This is a genomic window from Enterococcus sp. S53 (assembly GCF_016516865.1).
Taxonomy (GTDB): domain Bacteria; phylum Bacillota; class Bacilli; order Lactobacillales; family Enterococcaceae; genus Enterococcus_D; species Enterococcus_D innesii.
Map to the genome: position 1 here is coordinate 58,671 of NZ_JACVUH010000005.1, position 15,150 is coordinate 73,820.

General features: G+C 45.4%; 12 protein-coding genes. 1 reads left to right on the top strand and 11 read right to left on the bottom strand.

Going from position 1 to position 15,150, the window contains the following annotated elements; genetic code table 11:
* Positions 1-27 precede the first annotated feature (27 nt).
* The 11 genes from argB to IAE45_RS08490 all read right to left on the bottom strand — a co-directional run bounded on the left by argB (position 28) and on the right by IAE45_RS08490 (position 14,284).
* Positions 28-789 carry an acetylglutamate kinase gene (gene argB, locus IAE45_RS08440; protein ID WP_200125881.1) on the bottom strand — a complete coding sequence of 254 codons (762 nt, stop codon included), beginning with the start codon at positions 787-789 and terminating at the stop codon, positions 28-30.
* A 35-nt stretch (positions 790-824) separates the two neighbouring features.
* Positions 825-2,015 carry a bifunctional glutamate N-acetyltransferase/amino-acid acetyltransferase ArgJ gene (gene argJ, locus IAE45_RS08445; protein WP_200125880.1) on the bottom strand — a complete coding sequence of 397 codons (1,191 nt, stop codon included), beginning with the start codon at positions 2,013-2,015 and terminating at the stop codon, positions 825-827.
* A 78-nt stretch (positions 2,016-2,093) separates the two neighbouring features.
* Positions 2,094-3,116 carry an N-acetyl-gamma-glutamyl-phosphate reductase gene (gene argC, locus IAE45_RS08450; RefSeq protein WP_200125878.1) on the bottom strand — a complete coding sequence of 341 codons (1,023 nt, stop codon included), beginning with the start codon at positions 3,114-3,116 and terminating at the stop codon, positions 2,094-2,096.
* Positions 3,117-3,262: 146 nt separating this feature from the next.
* Positions 3,263-4,408, bottom strand: coding sequence for an acetylornithine transaminase (locus IAE45_RS08455; RefSeq protein ID WP_200125877.1), 1,146 nt, complete (start codon positions 4,406-4,408; stop codon positions 3,263-3,265).
* A 204-nt stretch (positions 4,409-4,612) separates the two neighbouring features.
* The gene (locus tag IAE45_RS08460; RefSeq protein ID WP_200125875.1) at positions 4,613-6,493 is read right to left on the bottom strand and encodes an ABC transporter ATP-binding protein; all 1,881 of its coding nucleotides are present in this window, start codon (positions 6,491-6,493) and stop codon (positions 4,613-4,615) included.
* Positions 6,490-8,217, bottom strand: coding sequence for an ABC transporter ATP-binding protein (locus IAE45_RS08465; protein WP_200125873.1), 1,728 nt, complete (start codon positions 8,215-8,217; stop codon positions 6,490-6,492). Before IAE45_RS08465 ends, IAE45_RS08460 begins: the two co-directional genes overlap by 4 nt.
* The gene (locus tag IAE45_RS08470; protein ID WP_077453958.1) at positions 8,210-8,878 is read right to left on the bottom strand and encodes a TetR/AcrR family transcriptional regulator; all 669 of its coding nucleotides are present in this window, start codon (positions 8,876-8,878) and stop codon (positions 8,210-8,212) included. The genes IAE45_RS08465 and IAE45_RS08470 overlap by 8 nt, the downstream gene beginning before the upstream one ends.
* A 265-nt stretch (positions 8,879-9,143) precedes the next feature.
* Positions 9,144-10,175, bottom strand: coding sequence for an LPXTG cell wall anchor domain-containing protein (locus tag IAE45_RS08475; protein ID WP_077453959.1), 1,032 nt, complete (start codon positions 10,173-10,175; stop codon positions 9,144-9,146).
* A 128-nt stretch (positions 10,176-10,303) separates the two neighbouring features.
* Positions 10,304-12,319: a glucose PTS transporter subunit IIA gene (locus tag IAE45_RS08480; protein WP_200125872.1), complete on the bottom strand. Its 2,016-nt coding sequence runs from the start codon at positions 12,317-12,319 to the stop codon at positions 10,304-10,306.
* Positions 12,319-13,227, bottom strand: a complete 909-nt coding sequence (murQ, locus tag IAE45_RS08485) for an N-acetylmuramic acid 6-phosphate etherase (protein WP_200125870.1) — start codon at positions 13,225-13,227, stop codon at positions 12,319-12,321. The genes IAE45_RS08480 and murQ overlap by 1 nt, the downstream gene beginning before the upstream one ends.
* On the bottom strand, positions 13,220-14,284 hold the full coding sequence (locus IAE45_RS08490; protein WP_200125868.1) for a DUF871 domain-containing protein: 1,065 nt from the start codon (positions 14,282-14,284) through the stop codon (positions 13,220-13,222). Before IAE45_RS08490 ends, murQ begins: the two co-directional genes overlap by 8 nt.
* A 246-nt stretch (positions 14,285-14,530) precedes the next feature.
* On the opposite strand from IAE45_RS08490, the gene def reads away from it, so the two are divergent.
* Positions 14,531-15,094, top strand: a complete 564-nt coding sequence (def, locus tag IAE45_RS08495) for a peptide deformylase (RefSeq protein ID WP_005227211.1) — start codon at positions 14,531-14,533, stop codon at positions 15,092-15,094.
* Positions 15,095-15,150 lie beyond the last annotated feature (56 nt).

Sequence of the window (15,150 nt, forward strand, 5' to 3'; positions counted from 1 at the left end):
ACAGGCGTTGGATTGCCGCTAAAGGCTTTAACCGCAAACAGCTGCTGCTGGAGTTGCAGCTAAGATCTGAGTGCCCAAACGGTCGACACGATCCGTGATACAAACAGAGGCGACCCCTGCTTTCAACGCTTTTTCGGCGCTTTTTAGTTTGGGCAACATGCCGCCTGTGACTACTTCTTCGGTGATCAGTTGGGGGATCTCTTCAAAAGGAACAACTGATAACCACTTGCTTTCTTGTTTGATGCCAGGAACATCCGTCAACAAATACAGCTTTTCGGCTTGCAAGCTAGCAGCAACCTGACACGCTACTTCATCGGCATTGATGTTCAGCCATTGACCCTCTGGGGTAATTCCTAGCGGTGCCAAGATCGGAACATGTTTTTTCTCTGTCAAGAGCTGCAGGAAAGCAGCGTTGATTTGTTGAACTTTCCCTACTTGCCCTAATTTCTCCTCATCGATAACTTCTCCTTGAATCAGTTGATCACAGCCGGCATTCAGTCCTACGGCATGGAAGCCGGCTTGCTGGAAAGCGGTCGTGATCAGCGGTTGAACTTGTCCCAGAAGGACCATTCTAGTTACTTCAAGCGTCTTGGGATCGGTCACCCGCAGGCCGTCTTTGATCGTGACTGTCAACGCCATTTTCTCCATCATTTCTGAGATGTAGTGACCACCGCCATGGACGATGACCACTTTTTTGCCCGCAGCTTGCCAATCTGCTATAGTCTCAAAGAATGACGGGGTTAAATTGTCTGAGGCGACACCGCCGATTTTTACTACGATCGTTTCCATCTACTCGCTCCTTTTTGTCTAGTACCTGATTTGTATTAGGTATGATATAGTGCGTTGATTTTCACATAGTCATACGTCAGATCACAGCCCCAAGCGGTGCCAACACCAGCCCCTTCTTTCAGCTCAACAGCGACTTTGACTTCATTTTCCGCCAACTGTTCTTGCATGATGGTTTCGTCAAAAGCTACCGGTGTCCCTTGGACAAAGACGGGAATGTCGGCTAATGCGATCGATACCGTTGCTGGATCGATGGGTTGCCCACTATAACCTACTGCACATAAGATACGCCCCCAGTTTGGGTCTTTGCCAAAGAGGGCTGTTTTGACCAGCGGGGAACCGACGATGGTTTTGCTGATCATTCGGGCTGCTTCATCCGTCACCGCTCCACTCGTGTGAGCTTCGATCAATTTGCTGGCGCCTTCTCCATCCTTCGCAATTGCTTTGGCTAGTGTGGTCAGAACTGCTTTGAGCATCCCTTTAAACTCCTGATAAGCTGGCGTATCGGCTTCGATCGTTGGATTTTTGGCTAACCCGTTGGCTAAAACTAACACCATATCATTGGTGGATGTATCGCCATCGACCGTGATTTGATTGAAGGTAACGTCGGTCAATTCTTTCAGCAGTGCTTGCAAGAGTGCTGGAGCGATCGCCGCATCGGTCGTAACAAATGCCAGCATCGTGGCCATATTGGGATGGATCATACCAGACCCTTTGGCACAGCCCGCAACAGTCACCGTTTTGTCAGCGATCGTTGATTGGATAACACTGCTTTTTTCAGTCAGATCCGTCGTCAAAATCGCTCTTTGAAATCGGTGGGCATCCCCTTGCCTGTTTAGTTGCTGAATCCCTGCAGTGATTTTTTCCATCGGTAAGCTCTTACCAATGATCCCGGTGGAGGCTACCGCAAAGGCTTCGGGACTCGTATGCAGCTGGGCTGCTGCCAATTCTGCCATCTCTTGTGCATCTTTTAAACCTTGCTCCCCGGTACAAGCATTGGCATTGCCCGCATTGACGATCACGCCTTGCAAGGTGCCTGCTTGCATTTTTTCCTTTGTAACGAGAATGGGTGCCGCTTGTACTTGATTGGTGGTAAAGACTGCCGCAGCACTGGCTGGCACTTCAGAGACGATCCAACCAAGATCGACTTTCTCTTTCTTCAGACCGCAATGCAGACCGTCGGCAAAAAAACCTTTGGGGGTTGCGATCGTTCCTTCGATTTCTTTCATTTTCTTTCCTCCTACTGCCACCTTTTTGCGGATTGTCCACTGGCTGACACGAGTATCCTCACGCGTCTGTTGGCTATTTTATGGATATAACGGTGCTTGCATAAGACCAGTCGTTTCTGGTATCTTTGCCCATCGATTGAAGTTTTGGATCGCTTGGCCAGCAGCCCCTTTGCCTAAATTATCGATCACTGCGACAACGGTCAACACTTGGGTCAGCGGATTGAAACATATGCCAATGTCACAAAAATTCGTTCCCGTCACTTGCCGCAGCTCGGGCAGCTTTCCTAACGGTTGCACTCGGACAAATGGATGGTCTTGATACGTTTTTATGTACTGCTCACAGATGTCCTCTTGCGAAATCGCGTCTTTGATAGGCGCATAAAGCGTCATAAAGATCCCTCTTTTGACAGGCAGTAAGCTGGTAGAAAATTGGATCGGCGGCATTGCTTGATCCCATTGCTGAAACTGCTGCATGATCTCTGGAATATGCTGATGCTGATTTGGCTTATACATCGTCATGTTATCCGCAGCGGTTGCAAAGTGACTGCTGTCCGTCAATTTCTTACCAGCACCCGACAAACCCGACTTGCCATCAAAAATCAACGTACCGCTGAATAGTTTTTGCTGAACCAACGGCGCAGCCGCTAAAATGGCAGCAGTCGCATAACAGCCTGGATTGGCGATCAAATTGCCAGGAGTCGGTGCAAACTCAGGCAGCGAATAGGTCGCTTGTGCCAACAACTCGGCAGGTGCAGCTTCTTGGTGATACCATTTTTGATAGCTATCCCGATCCTTCAATCGCAGATCACCAGAAAGGTCAATCACTGGAAAGTCATTTGCGACAAGAGTCGCTGCGAGTTCTTTGCTGATTCCAGCAGGAGTCGCAAAAAACACGAGTTGATTTTCCTTTTGGATTTTTTCTGCATCAAAAGGTTCGATCAGCTGCTCTGTCAGTCCAATTAAATGAGGATACAAAACTGATGAATTTTCATGCATAGAATGACTATGCAAGGTGCCCACCTCCAATTGGGGATGCTGCTGGATCAAACGAATCAATTCAATTCCGGTATACCCTGTTACACCAACGATTGCTGCCTTCAAACACGTCACTCCTCAAAAGAATTTACTTAAGATTATAAGAAACTCCCATCGCTCTGTCAATGGTTATTTATAAAGATATTCAAAATAAATTCCCTGTTATTCGGTTTTTATAAGGAAAAATGCCCAAAAAATCTATTTTTATACAATTATGCTAAGATCGCTTGTAAAATCGCCAATGCTGCTTTCGTTTCCTCTTGCGAGATCGTTAAGGGTGGCAGCAAGCGCAAAACCTTGGTACCCGCCTTTAATGCAAGGAGGCCTTGGTTCCGCAGTTGGGTCAACACGGATTGCAAGCTTTCCGAATCGGCTAATTCGATACCGATCATCAGTCCTTTCCCACGTATCTCCTGCACCTTAGATAGTCCTTGCAATCCGTCGAAAAACTGCTGCTGACGCAAGTGAACATTGACTTGAATGTCCTCTTCTTTCAACACACTACAAACGGCACTAGCAGCGGCCATCGCTAATTTATTGCCACCAAAGGTCGAACCGTGACTACCGGGTCCAAAAGCCGTTTGCAAGTGGCTTTTGCCTAGCATCGCTCCGACAGGGATCCCGTTACCAAGCCCTTTTGCTACAGTAAAAAGATCAGGTTCAATGCCATATCCTTCAAAAGCAAACAGTGTTCCTGTCCGTCCCATCCCGGTTTGGATCTCATCCACCACTAGCAGTGCTCCCTGCTCCTGACAAAGGGCTGCCACCGCTTGGACCCATGCCACCTCAGCAGGGATCACGCCGCCTTCGCCTTGGATCAATTCTAAAAACACGGCTGCCGTCTGCTCATCTAATACGGATTGCAATGCCTCAAGGTCATTAAAGGGTACATACACCATCTCTGGTACTAACGGTCCAAACCCATCATGGATACTACTTTGCCCAGTCAAAGACATCGCCCCAAAGGTCCGACCATGGAAAGATTGTTCAAAACTAATAACCTTACTACGTCCCGTCGCTTTGCGAGCCAGCTTTAAAGCAGCTTCGTTCGCCTCAGCACCGCTATTACAAAAATAAGCCAGATACGGCTCGTCTGATGCGTTCTTTTGATTTTGGGTCAGCTTTTGAGCAACTTCTTCTTGCAGCTGGCTATCATACAAATTCGGCACATGCCAAATCTGCTCTGCTTGTGCCATCAAAGCAGCTTGCACTTTGGGATGTCCATAACCGAGATTGACGACCCCGATGCCGCTTGTTAAATCTAAATATTGGTTACCTTGCGAATCTACCACATAGCTGCCGCTGCCTTGCTGGATATCGATGGGCAAACGGCTGTAATTAGGAAAAAGATGACTCATTGGTTTCACTCCTTGTCTTGGTTCATTCGAAATTATGTATTAATATACATTTTAATCCAGATAATTGCAATAAATATTTAAAATAAAGCGGGAAAAATTCATAAAAAAAAGAAAGCAGTGACAATCACTGCTTTCTTTCAGTCAACCTTTGGCGGTCTGTTTATTATCATTTGAGGAAGAATTTCTTTCATTACAAACAGTGGATCACGCCACTTCTTCTGAAAATTGACTGTTATACAGGTCTGCATAGAAACCGTTTTGTGCCATCAATTCTTCATGATTTCCAGTCTCAACAATAGACCCGTGATTCATCACGATAATATTGTCAGCATCACGAATCGTAGATAGACGGTGAGCAACCACAAAGCTGGTCCGATTTTCTAACAAACGACCCATTGCTTTTTGGATCAAAATCTCTGTCCGCGTATCGACACTGGAAGTTGCCTCATCCAAAATCAAGACATCTGGATCCGCTAAGAAGGCACGAGCGATTGTGATCAGCTGACGTTGACCTTGGGAGATATTGCTGGCTTCTTCATTCAAGACCGTATCATAGCCTTCTGGCAATTTGCGAACAAAATCATCCACATGGGCAGCTTTCGCCGCAGCAATCACTTGTTCTTTGGTCGCTTTTTCATTTCCATAATGAATGTTGTCATAGATGGAGCCGGTAAACAACCACGTATCTTGCAGCACCATCGAGATATTACTACGCAACTCATCACGAGTCAAGTCTCGGGTATCTTTGCCATCGTAACGAATGCTGCCGCCAGAAACATCATAAAAACGTTCCAAGAGATTGATCAGCGTGGTTTTCCCAGCGCCAGTTGGTCCTACGATAGCCACCATCTCACCAGCTTTGACATCCAGATTAAAATCAGTCATCAATAATTTATCTGGAGAATAACCAAATTGAACATGATCGAAACGAACTTTGTATTCACTGTCTTCCACTGGTAAACCAGAAGGCTCATCATTCATTTCTTCTTCATCCAAGACTTCAAAGACCCGTTCGGCAGATGCAACGGTTGATTGGATGGTGTTTAGCAAGCTAGCGATTTGAGTGATCGGTTGGGAGAATTGATTGGTGTATTGCAAGAATGCTTGCACATCCCCTAACGTCATGTTCCCATTCGCCACTTTGATCCCACCAAGGACAGCCACGAAGACATAGCCCAAGTTTTTAATGAAGTTCATCAAAGGCATAATGATCGCTGAAATAAATTGGGCTTTCCAACCAGCAGAATACAGACGGTCATTTTCTTCTTCAAAAACGACTTGATCGGCGGCTTCATGGTTGAAAGTTTTGACAACTGTGTGACCGCCGTAAGTTTCTTCGACTTGGTCATTGAGCAATCCTAAACTTTTTTGTTGTGCCGCAAAGAATTTTTGCGATTTTGGTGCGACGATCATCACGACGATCAAGCTTAAAGGAACCGTTGCTAAAGCAACCAAAGTCAGTTGCCAACTGATCGTCAGCATCATCCACAAAACCCCGATAAAGGTCACGACACTCGTAATAAATTGGGTCAAGTTTTGTTGCAAGGTACTTGCGATATTATCCATATCATTGATCGCCCGTGACATGATATCCCCATTTGAGTGAGTATCATAGTAAGAGATCGGCAAGCGGTTCATTTTTTCATCTAAGTCACGACGCAGCTCATAAACCGTTCGTTGCGAGACACGAGTCATAATAAACTGTTGTAGAAAGTTGAAGACGGCTGAAATCACATACATGCCGATCGCAATCAAAATGATTTGACCAACTTTCTCAAAATCGATAGGAAATTCTGTCACCTGTTGGCCGGCTTGCATCTGTTGTGCACCGATCATGACACCTTTAAAAATTTCAGTGGTCGCTTCCCCTAAAATTTTCGGTGTTTGGATTTGGAAGATCACGGCTGCGATCGCTAAAACGAAGACGGCAATGATAGCGATAGAGCGTTTCGACATGTACCCGAAAAGCCGTTTGACCGTTCCCCAAAAGTTTTTGGCTTTTGGTCCTTTGGCACCGATGTTACGGCCCGGACCGCCACCCATTGGTCCGCCACGGTGTTGTGTTGTTGTTTTCTTTTCACTCATGCAAGATCCTCCTCTCTCAATTGTGAAGAAACGATTTCTTGGTAGGTTTCATTGTCTGCCATTAATGATTCATGGGTTCCTTTTCCTACGAGTTGTCCTTCATCCAATACTAAAATCGTATCGGCATCCATGACGGTGCTGACCCGTTGGGCAACCACGACCATAATGCTGTCTTGCATGTCGCGTTTCAGCGCTGCACGTAAGTTGGCATCGGTTTTGAAGTCCAGTGCGGAGAAGGAATCATCAAAGACATAGACATCTGCATGTTTCACTAACGCACGAGCGATCGCTAAACGTTGACGTTGTCCACCAGAGAAGTTGCCGCCGCCTTGTTCTACACGGCTATCTAAGCCATCTGCCAGTTCGGAGACAAAATCTTTGGCTTGGGCGATCTCTAAGGCTTGCCAGATTTCTTCGTCTGTCGCATCGGGTTTTCCGTATTTCATATTTTCACGAATGGTACCGGAAAACAGTACCGCTTTTTGTGGAACAAAGCCCACGACTTCTCGTAGATTGTGCTGGGTGACTTCTGCAATATTGACCCCATTGATTTTGATTGCACCAGATTCCACATCGTACAAACGAGGCAAGAGATTGACTAAGGTCGTTTTCCCTGAGCCCGTCCCACCGATGATGGCAACAAAATCACCAGATTTTGCTTGAAAATCAATATCTTCCAACGCCAATTTCTCAGCGCCTTGGTAGCGATACGCCACATGGTCAAAGGCCAAGGTTGCTTGATCCCCTTGTAAGCTCAATGTCGCTGGTGTTTTGGGATCGAGAATTTCATCTTCTTCATTTAAGACTTCGTTGATCCGGTCAGCCGAAGCTTGGGCTCTTGGCACCATCACGAAGATCATTGACAGCATCATAAAGCTGATCAAAATTTGCATTGCATAGGTCATAAACGCAATCAAGTTTCCGACTTCTAAGGTCATTTCTGCAATATAATGACCGCCAAACCACGTGATGGCAATGTTCGTCCCACTCATGATCAACGTCATCAATGGCATCATCAAGGCCACGATGGTATTTACTTTAATCGCGGTGTGGGTGTAATCTTTGTTGGCTTCATCAAAGCGGTTTGCTTCATAATCCGTTTTGTCAAATGCCCGAATGACCCGGACCCCCGTCAAGCCTTCACGAAAGACTAAGTTCAAACGGTCGGTTTTCTTTTGCATACTTTTGAATAAAGGAACGGCAAAATACATAATACCGCCGACCAATACCAGCATGATAGGAATAACGACTAAAAAGATTCTCGTTAATTGGGCATCTTTTTGATAGGCCAAGAAGCTCGCCCCAATCAGTGTGATCGGTGCATTGATCATCATACGTAAAAACATTTGCGTCACCATTTGAATTTGGTTGACGTCGTTGGTGGTCCGTGTGATCAATGATGCGGTCCCGAATTTATCGAAAGAACGAGAAGAAAAATTCTCAACTTTTTGGTAAATGTCCGAACGTAGTTTTTGTCCTAATTTTTGTGATTCTCTTGTTGCGAAATACGTATTTCCTAAAGCGGCGATGATACTGATCAATGAAAAGCCGATCATGTAAAAGCCGGTTTTCCAAATGTAATCAATGTCGCCTGTCGCCACACCATTGTTGATAATGTTGGAAGTCAATGTCGGTAGATACAAATCAGAAACGACTTGGATCACCATAAACACCACTGCCATGATGATGGAAATGACGGATACGCGTTTTATCAGCTTAATCATAGGTTTCCCCTCTTTCTTTTTTTGCGCCCTCTCTTAACCAGCGGACTTTACTGTTGAAATCAGCGATCGCTTCGGCAGGATCATAGTCTGGATCAAACGCTGATTGGCGATAGGCTTCGGCAATCGTCGAAAAGACGGTATGCATCAGCAGCTGGATCAACATTTTCAACTCATGGTCGTCTTTTACTTTCAATAAATCTTTGTCGATTTCTGACAAAAAGATGGCTTGCTGCTTCTGCCGATCGGCTTTGTGTTCTTGATGCATCTTGTGCTGCATCTCTGGCACGACTTTATGGAAGGAACGATAATCCATACTCATAAATAAATTGCGGTAAAAGTTTGCATTTTTGCCTTTAAAAACCTCGGCGATCATCCGTGAAAAGTACCATTCGAACCCCGCAAATAGATCCCCATTTTCATGTTGGATCGATTTCAGCAGGTCTCGCTGACTATTTTTTTTCAACGTATGGAAATAATAGTAGTAAAGATCTTCTTTGTTTTCGAAGTATTGGTAAAAACTCCCCCGAGGAATTTCGGCATCTTTGATGATGTTGGCGATCGAGGCGTCTTTCAAAGGCAGCCTGGAAAATTCTTTTTTCGCCGCATTTAAAATGCGCTTTTGTTTTTCCGGCGGCAAGTGAAAAAATGTATCTGTCGGCATCACAAGCATCTCCTTTCTAATTAAAATAAATCACAGCTCTCAATATGACACGATGTCATATGACACTGTGTCATTATACACCCTTCACCAGAGAATGCAAGAATTTAAATTTGACTTTTTTATGAAGGAATCGATTCTGGTCTTTTTATAAAAGGCGTTATTTGAAAAGAAATCATAAATGAAATTTCTGAAAACAAAAAACCTTCGTTTCCCTGATGGAAAACGAAGGTTGCTATTTTTTCATTCTGCCTATTATAAATAACGTTCATTTTTTCTTTCGGCGCCATAAAATCAAGAAAACGATCAGCAGCAGGATGATCCCTGCGATCAATAAGGTATAGCTTGGCGCTTCATTGGTTTTAGGTAATGTTTTTTCGCCATCGGCAGTAGCGTTGGCCTCTTTCGAAGAAGTCGTTGTCGCTGTTTCTTGAGCGGTCGTCGATGTTGCGGTCGCTTCTTCAGTCGTACTCGTTTGCGTGCCTGTAGGCAGATACATGGAATCATTTGCCGCTTGAATGATATAAGAGATCCGTCCTGGAACAAAGGCACCTGGATCGACTTGCATCTCTTGTTCCATCTGATTCAAATTGGTTAAAATCGAAATCATCCATTCGTTGGAAACGGCTTGATTCAAATGTAAAAAGACTCCGTCTGCTGGATAGACGACCCGTAAATATTCCTGCAACTGATCCACGACAGGAATCAGGTCAGCAAAACTGGCGTAGCTATTCGCATCAAAAGCCAGTTGTGGCTCAATGGCTTCCCAGGATAACGTCTGATCGACAAACAAGGCACCGATGATTTTTGCCAAGTAAGCAATATCAAAGCCCATCGCATCACTAGAATAACGTAGTGCTAGGCGATTGCCATTGATCAATTCTTCATCTGTCAACTGGTCCAACTGTTCTTGGGTAAATGCGGTCACACTGCCTTCAGTGATCCCTTGAGTTAAGGCACTACGTAGCGAACTAGGTTCATCAGCTAACGTGTTGATCTCATTGACGTTTTGCGTCCCTGTCTCTGCTTGGATCGAGGCAATAACGGCTTCGGAATCGACTGGCTCTTGATTCTCGTCAGCTGTAGTTTCTGAAGTAGCGGATTGATCCGTTTCTTGGTCTTCCGCTGTACTTTCTTGGGCAGAATTTTGGATCTGCTCACTATCTGTTTGCCCTTCTGATGAAAGCGTCTCGCTAACGGCAACCGGATTGTCACTTCCACTCGTAGCCGTTTCATCTGCATGAACCATCAATGGTGAAAATGCCAGCGTCATTAGTCCGAACCAAATTATTTTTTTCATCGTCATTGCCTCCTCGAATGGGATTTCTCCCTTTGTAACGAAACTGTAACATAAAGACCTCGTTTCCGCAATCAATTTAGTAACTTCTTAAAAAAAACCTCTATCTTTATCAGATAGAGGTTTTACCATTATTTTATCGTTGCCACATGCATGACTGCTTGACCTGCTTTTGTTTCCGCGATCGGTAACAGTTCAACGTTGGCTGCTTGGTCCATATTGGTGATAATCACGAGCATCTCAGTAGCTTTGCCTTTGGCTGTCAACTGCGCCAAATCGACTTGGGCAACTTGGGTGGCTGGTGTCACGGCTTGGCCTTCCTCCACCAGGATCTCAAAAGGTGCTCCTTGCAATTCGACGGTGTCGACCCCCATGTGCAGCAGAATCTCTAGCCCGCTGGCAGTCTTGATCCCCAATGCATGTTTCGTTGGAAAAATCGTCGTGATGGTCCCTGCTACTGGTGCAAAGATCGCCCCATTGTCTGGCAAGACAAAATACCCGTCGCCCATCATTTTTTGCGAAAATACCGGATCACTTGATGCACTGATCGATTTTGTCGTACCTGTTGCTACTGCGTATAAGGGGGTATCGATCGTTGTTGCTGATGAATTTGCTGCCGTTTCCTTTGCCGCCGTTTCACTCGTTTCTTTTGGTTGCGATTGCACGGAAGTGACGGTTGCAGCTGATTTTGCCTCCTCTGCCTCGCTTTCTTTGACTGCTTCTAAGCGATCTTTCGGAATCCCAAAGAAGTAGGTGGCAACGAAGCCGCCAGCATAGCCTGCTAACAAGCCGAAAATATAGCCCATCCAACGGCCGTTGGCAATCAATGGAATCAAAGCTAACCCTGATGGTCCAATCGCCGTTGCGCCGATATTTGTCAAAGCGCCAATGACCGCACCACCGATCCCACCACCAATACAAGCAGTGATAAATGGTCGACCTAATGGCAATGTCACTCCGTAGATCAATGGTTCGCCAATGCCTAAAATCCCAACTGGCAATGCACCTTTGATCATTTCAGAAAGCTCTTTGTCTTTACGTAGTCGTACCCATAAGGCTAAAGCTGCTCCGACTTGACCGGCACCAGCCATGGCTAAAATCGGTAATAATTGCGTGCTGCCTGTTGCCTCGATCATTTGGATGTGGATCGGGGTCAAAATTTGATGCAAACCAAACATGACCATTGGTAGGAAGGCCGCCCCTAAGACAAACCCAGAAAAAGCCCCGCCCACATTCAAGACCCAAGTGATCGAACCGACTAAGCTGTCAGAGATCAGGCCGGCCAATGGCATGATCAAAAAAATCTCCGTCAAACCGATGATCAACAAACACAACGTCGGGGTCACGATAATATCGATCGCTTCAGGAATCACTCGATGCAGCACTGCCTCTAATTTCGCCAAAAGCCATACAGCGAAGATCACACCGATGATCCCCCCTTGGTTGGCAGCTAACGCTTCGCCAGTGAACAAGTTTTGGATCGGGGCTTCTGGGTTCATACCTGTCAGCAAGATGATCGAACCGATCACTCCACCAAGGGTTGGATTGGCTTTAAAGACCTGCGCAGCATTGACCCCAGTAAAGATCGCTAAATAGGTGAACATCCCATTTCTTAGGACGTTTAAAATCATGACATAATAATTCCAAGTGTCTCCATCTAATCGGCCAGCCGTGATCATGTTGGTCAGAACGGAGGCGATCCCTGCAACGAGTCCTGCACCAACGAAGGCTGGAATCATTGGAACAAAAATATTTGAAATGTCTTTCAGCAGCGACTTCAATGGCGATGATTTTTGTTTGGCTTTTTGGGCTGCTTTCATCTCTGCCGTTTTTTCTGATAACGCCTCTTTGCCTGATTTTTGCTGCGGGATCTCTTGCCCTAAATCAACACCGGCTTTTGCCACCATTGCGTTAGCTACTTTGTTGACTTTCCCTGGTCCGATAATGACTTGCAGCTGCTCGTCATTGACGACCCCCATCACACCGGGAAGCTCTTTTAACCCTTGTTGATCGACCTTGTCGTGATCGCGGACGGTCATTCGTACGCGAGTCATACAGTGATTGACTGTTTCTACGTTGTCCATTCCGCCGGCTTCTTGAAAAATCTTCTCCGCTAACTCTTCTACCGTCAGTGTTTCTTTTGCCATTACTTTTCTCCTCCTAGCGCCGTTTTGACAAACCCTTGTGTTGTGGCAAGTTTTGCTTGCGCTTCGCCTTTCGTGCTATCAGTCAACAGCATCACGATCGCCAATTTGACATTCTGATCTGCTTCTTCAAATGCCGCGGCGGCTGTTTCATAATCAGCTTCAGTTGCCTGCATAATGATCCGTTTTGAGCGTTCTACCAATTTTTCGTTGGTCGCTTTCACGTCGACCATCAAATTATTGTAGACTTTGCCGATCCCTACCATTGATAACGTCGAGATCATATTCAAAATCAATTTTTGGGCCGTCCCAGATTTCAAACGAGTCGAACCCGTCAAAAACTCTGGGCCACAATCGACTTCGATTGGAAAGCTGGCATGTTGAGAGATCTCCGCATCTTTGTTACAAGCGATCGTAGCCGTTGTGGCACCAAGCTCATTGGCGTAATCAAGAGCCCCAATCACGTAAGGAGTTCTACCACTGGCAGCGATCCCGATCACCATGTCATTTGGATTCAACTTCAGATCGACAAGGTCTTGTTTCCCTAGCGTTAAGGAGTCTTCTGCTCCTTCGACAGCGACCGTCATCGCTTCTTCGCCACCGGCGATCAGACCAACCACCATCTCAGGTGATACCCCAAAGGTTGGGACACATTCGGCCGCATCCAAGACGCCTAATCGACCACTCGTACCAGCGCCAAGATAAATCAAGCGTCCGCCTTTTTTAAAAGCAGCGATAGTTTGTTCAATGACTTTTTCAATACTAGGAATTTCTTTTTCCACTGCATAGGCAACTTTTTGATCTTCTTGGTTCATTTTTTGGCACGCTTCTAAAATCGTCATTTCATCTAAATTGCTCGTTTCGCTATTGCGTCGTTCAGTCGTTAATTTGTCTAAATTGATTTTATTCATTGGAATCATCTCTTTCTAATTTAAATCGCATCCCTGCTTTGATTTGTTGGATCAAAGGCAGATCGGCTGGTATCACCTGAGCGGCGAGGTTGACTTTGGGGTCTGCAGGCAATGGTCGTTTGCACACTTGAATCTCTCCCATATAGCGCAAGTACTCTTGGTTATCGATCGTCACAGCACCCATTGGCCGCTCTTGACTAAGTTCAGGTTTGACTTCTGGAATGGCATTGAAACGGGCATCGGCGCTACGCAAGACATCTCGAGCTTCATCGTAACGATTTTGGTGTTTCCCTAGTACGTGTTCAAAGTAAGTCGAACCAAGATCTTTGACCCGCAAAACGATCCGCGCTTCTTGCAGATACGTCGCAAACTGCTGCGCACTTTTTGCAGAAACCATCCCATCACCAATGTAAACAGCATCAACTGAACCGGTAGCCAACAAGTCGATCGCTGCGGCAAACGGCGACCAGTTGCGGTGTCTTTCCAGTGTGGGTAATCCTTGAAATAACGGTCCGCGTTTCTTGGCATCTCCTGGAACAAAGGCTTGGACAAAAAAGCCTTGTGCTTTCAACCAGCGGTTCTTCTCCTGAAACCAGTCAGCATCCAGTCCCGTTTCTGGTCGAGGGTAATAATTGTGCCAAGCTTCCAATCGAGTAAAATCGGCTCCATAAGCTTGCAGCTCTCGAATGTCTTTTTCCGTTAATGTACTGGCATTCAAACTGATGGTCATTTCTTTTGAAAAAGCAGCGATTTGCTGATTGTCGATCGCATAGTCCATTCGTAAACCAGTGACACCGATCTCCCTTAGATCCGCCAGCTTGTCGATGGAAAAGCCCGCTTCTGCTAAGGCGTTTCCAGAAATATCTACCATTAAAGACAGCTGATGGTCTTTTGCGAAACCTCCCAAGTCCGTCAGACGCTGCCGATAGGTACTGCGATCGTCTTCTGGTATGTGCATGGAGGTGAAAATCCCTTTAAAGCCTGATGCCATCGCAGTCATCTGCTCAAGTTCTGCTGCCGTCAAGTCTTCGTTCATAAATACAGAAAAGCCGAACATCTCTTTGCCTCCTTGGTGAGTCACTTTCGTGATACCGTTTTCTATAAAAGCATTATAACTGATTCTTTTCTCGTTCGCAACTATATTTCATAATTAAATCACAAATATAGAAATATCGTTTCATTTAATAAGAAAGCTTTACCCTTTAAACTTTCTTATGCCCTTCTTTCTACAGTTATGGTACACTTTATTAGGAACGAAACTTGCTTTCGTCATTTTTACATAGTAGGAGGAATCACATCATCAATGATTACAATGGATGATATTATTCGCGAAGGCAATCCAACCTTGCGTGAAGTAGCAAAAGAAGTACCTTTTCCTTTAAGCGAAGAAGATATCGCACTGGGAAAAGAAATGATGACCTTTTTAGAAAACAGCCAAGACCCAGTCAAGGCAGAAGAACTTGAATTAAGAGGCGGCGTTGGTCTAGCAGCTCCTCAATTAGATATTTCAAAACGAATCACAGCGGTCCTCGTCCCTAGCAGCGACCCAGAAAAAACAGAACCTGATTTTAAAGATGTTCTATACAATCCCAAAATTTTAAGTCATTCCGTGCAAGAAGCTTGTTTGGGTGAAGGCGAAGGCTGTCTGTCCGTGGACCGTGAAGTCCCTGGCTACGTGGTGCGCCATGCCCGGATTACGATCAGCTATTACGACATCAACGGCAAAAAGAAAAAAGTTCGTTTGAAAAACTATCCTGCGATCGTCGTTCAGCATGAGATCGATCATTTGAACGGGGTCATGTTCTACGATCATATCAATCAACAAAATCCTTTTTCATTAAAAGAAGGCATTTTAGTCATCGACTAACAAAAAAGTCTCTACCGACATTTTGCGGCAGAGACTTTTTTTCTTCTATATTATTG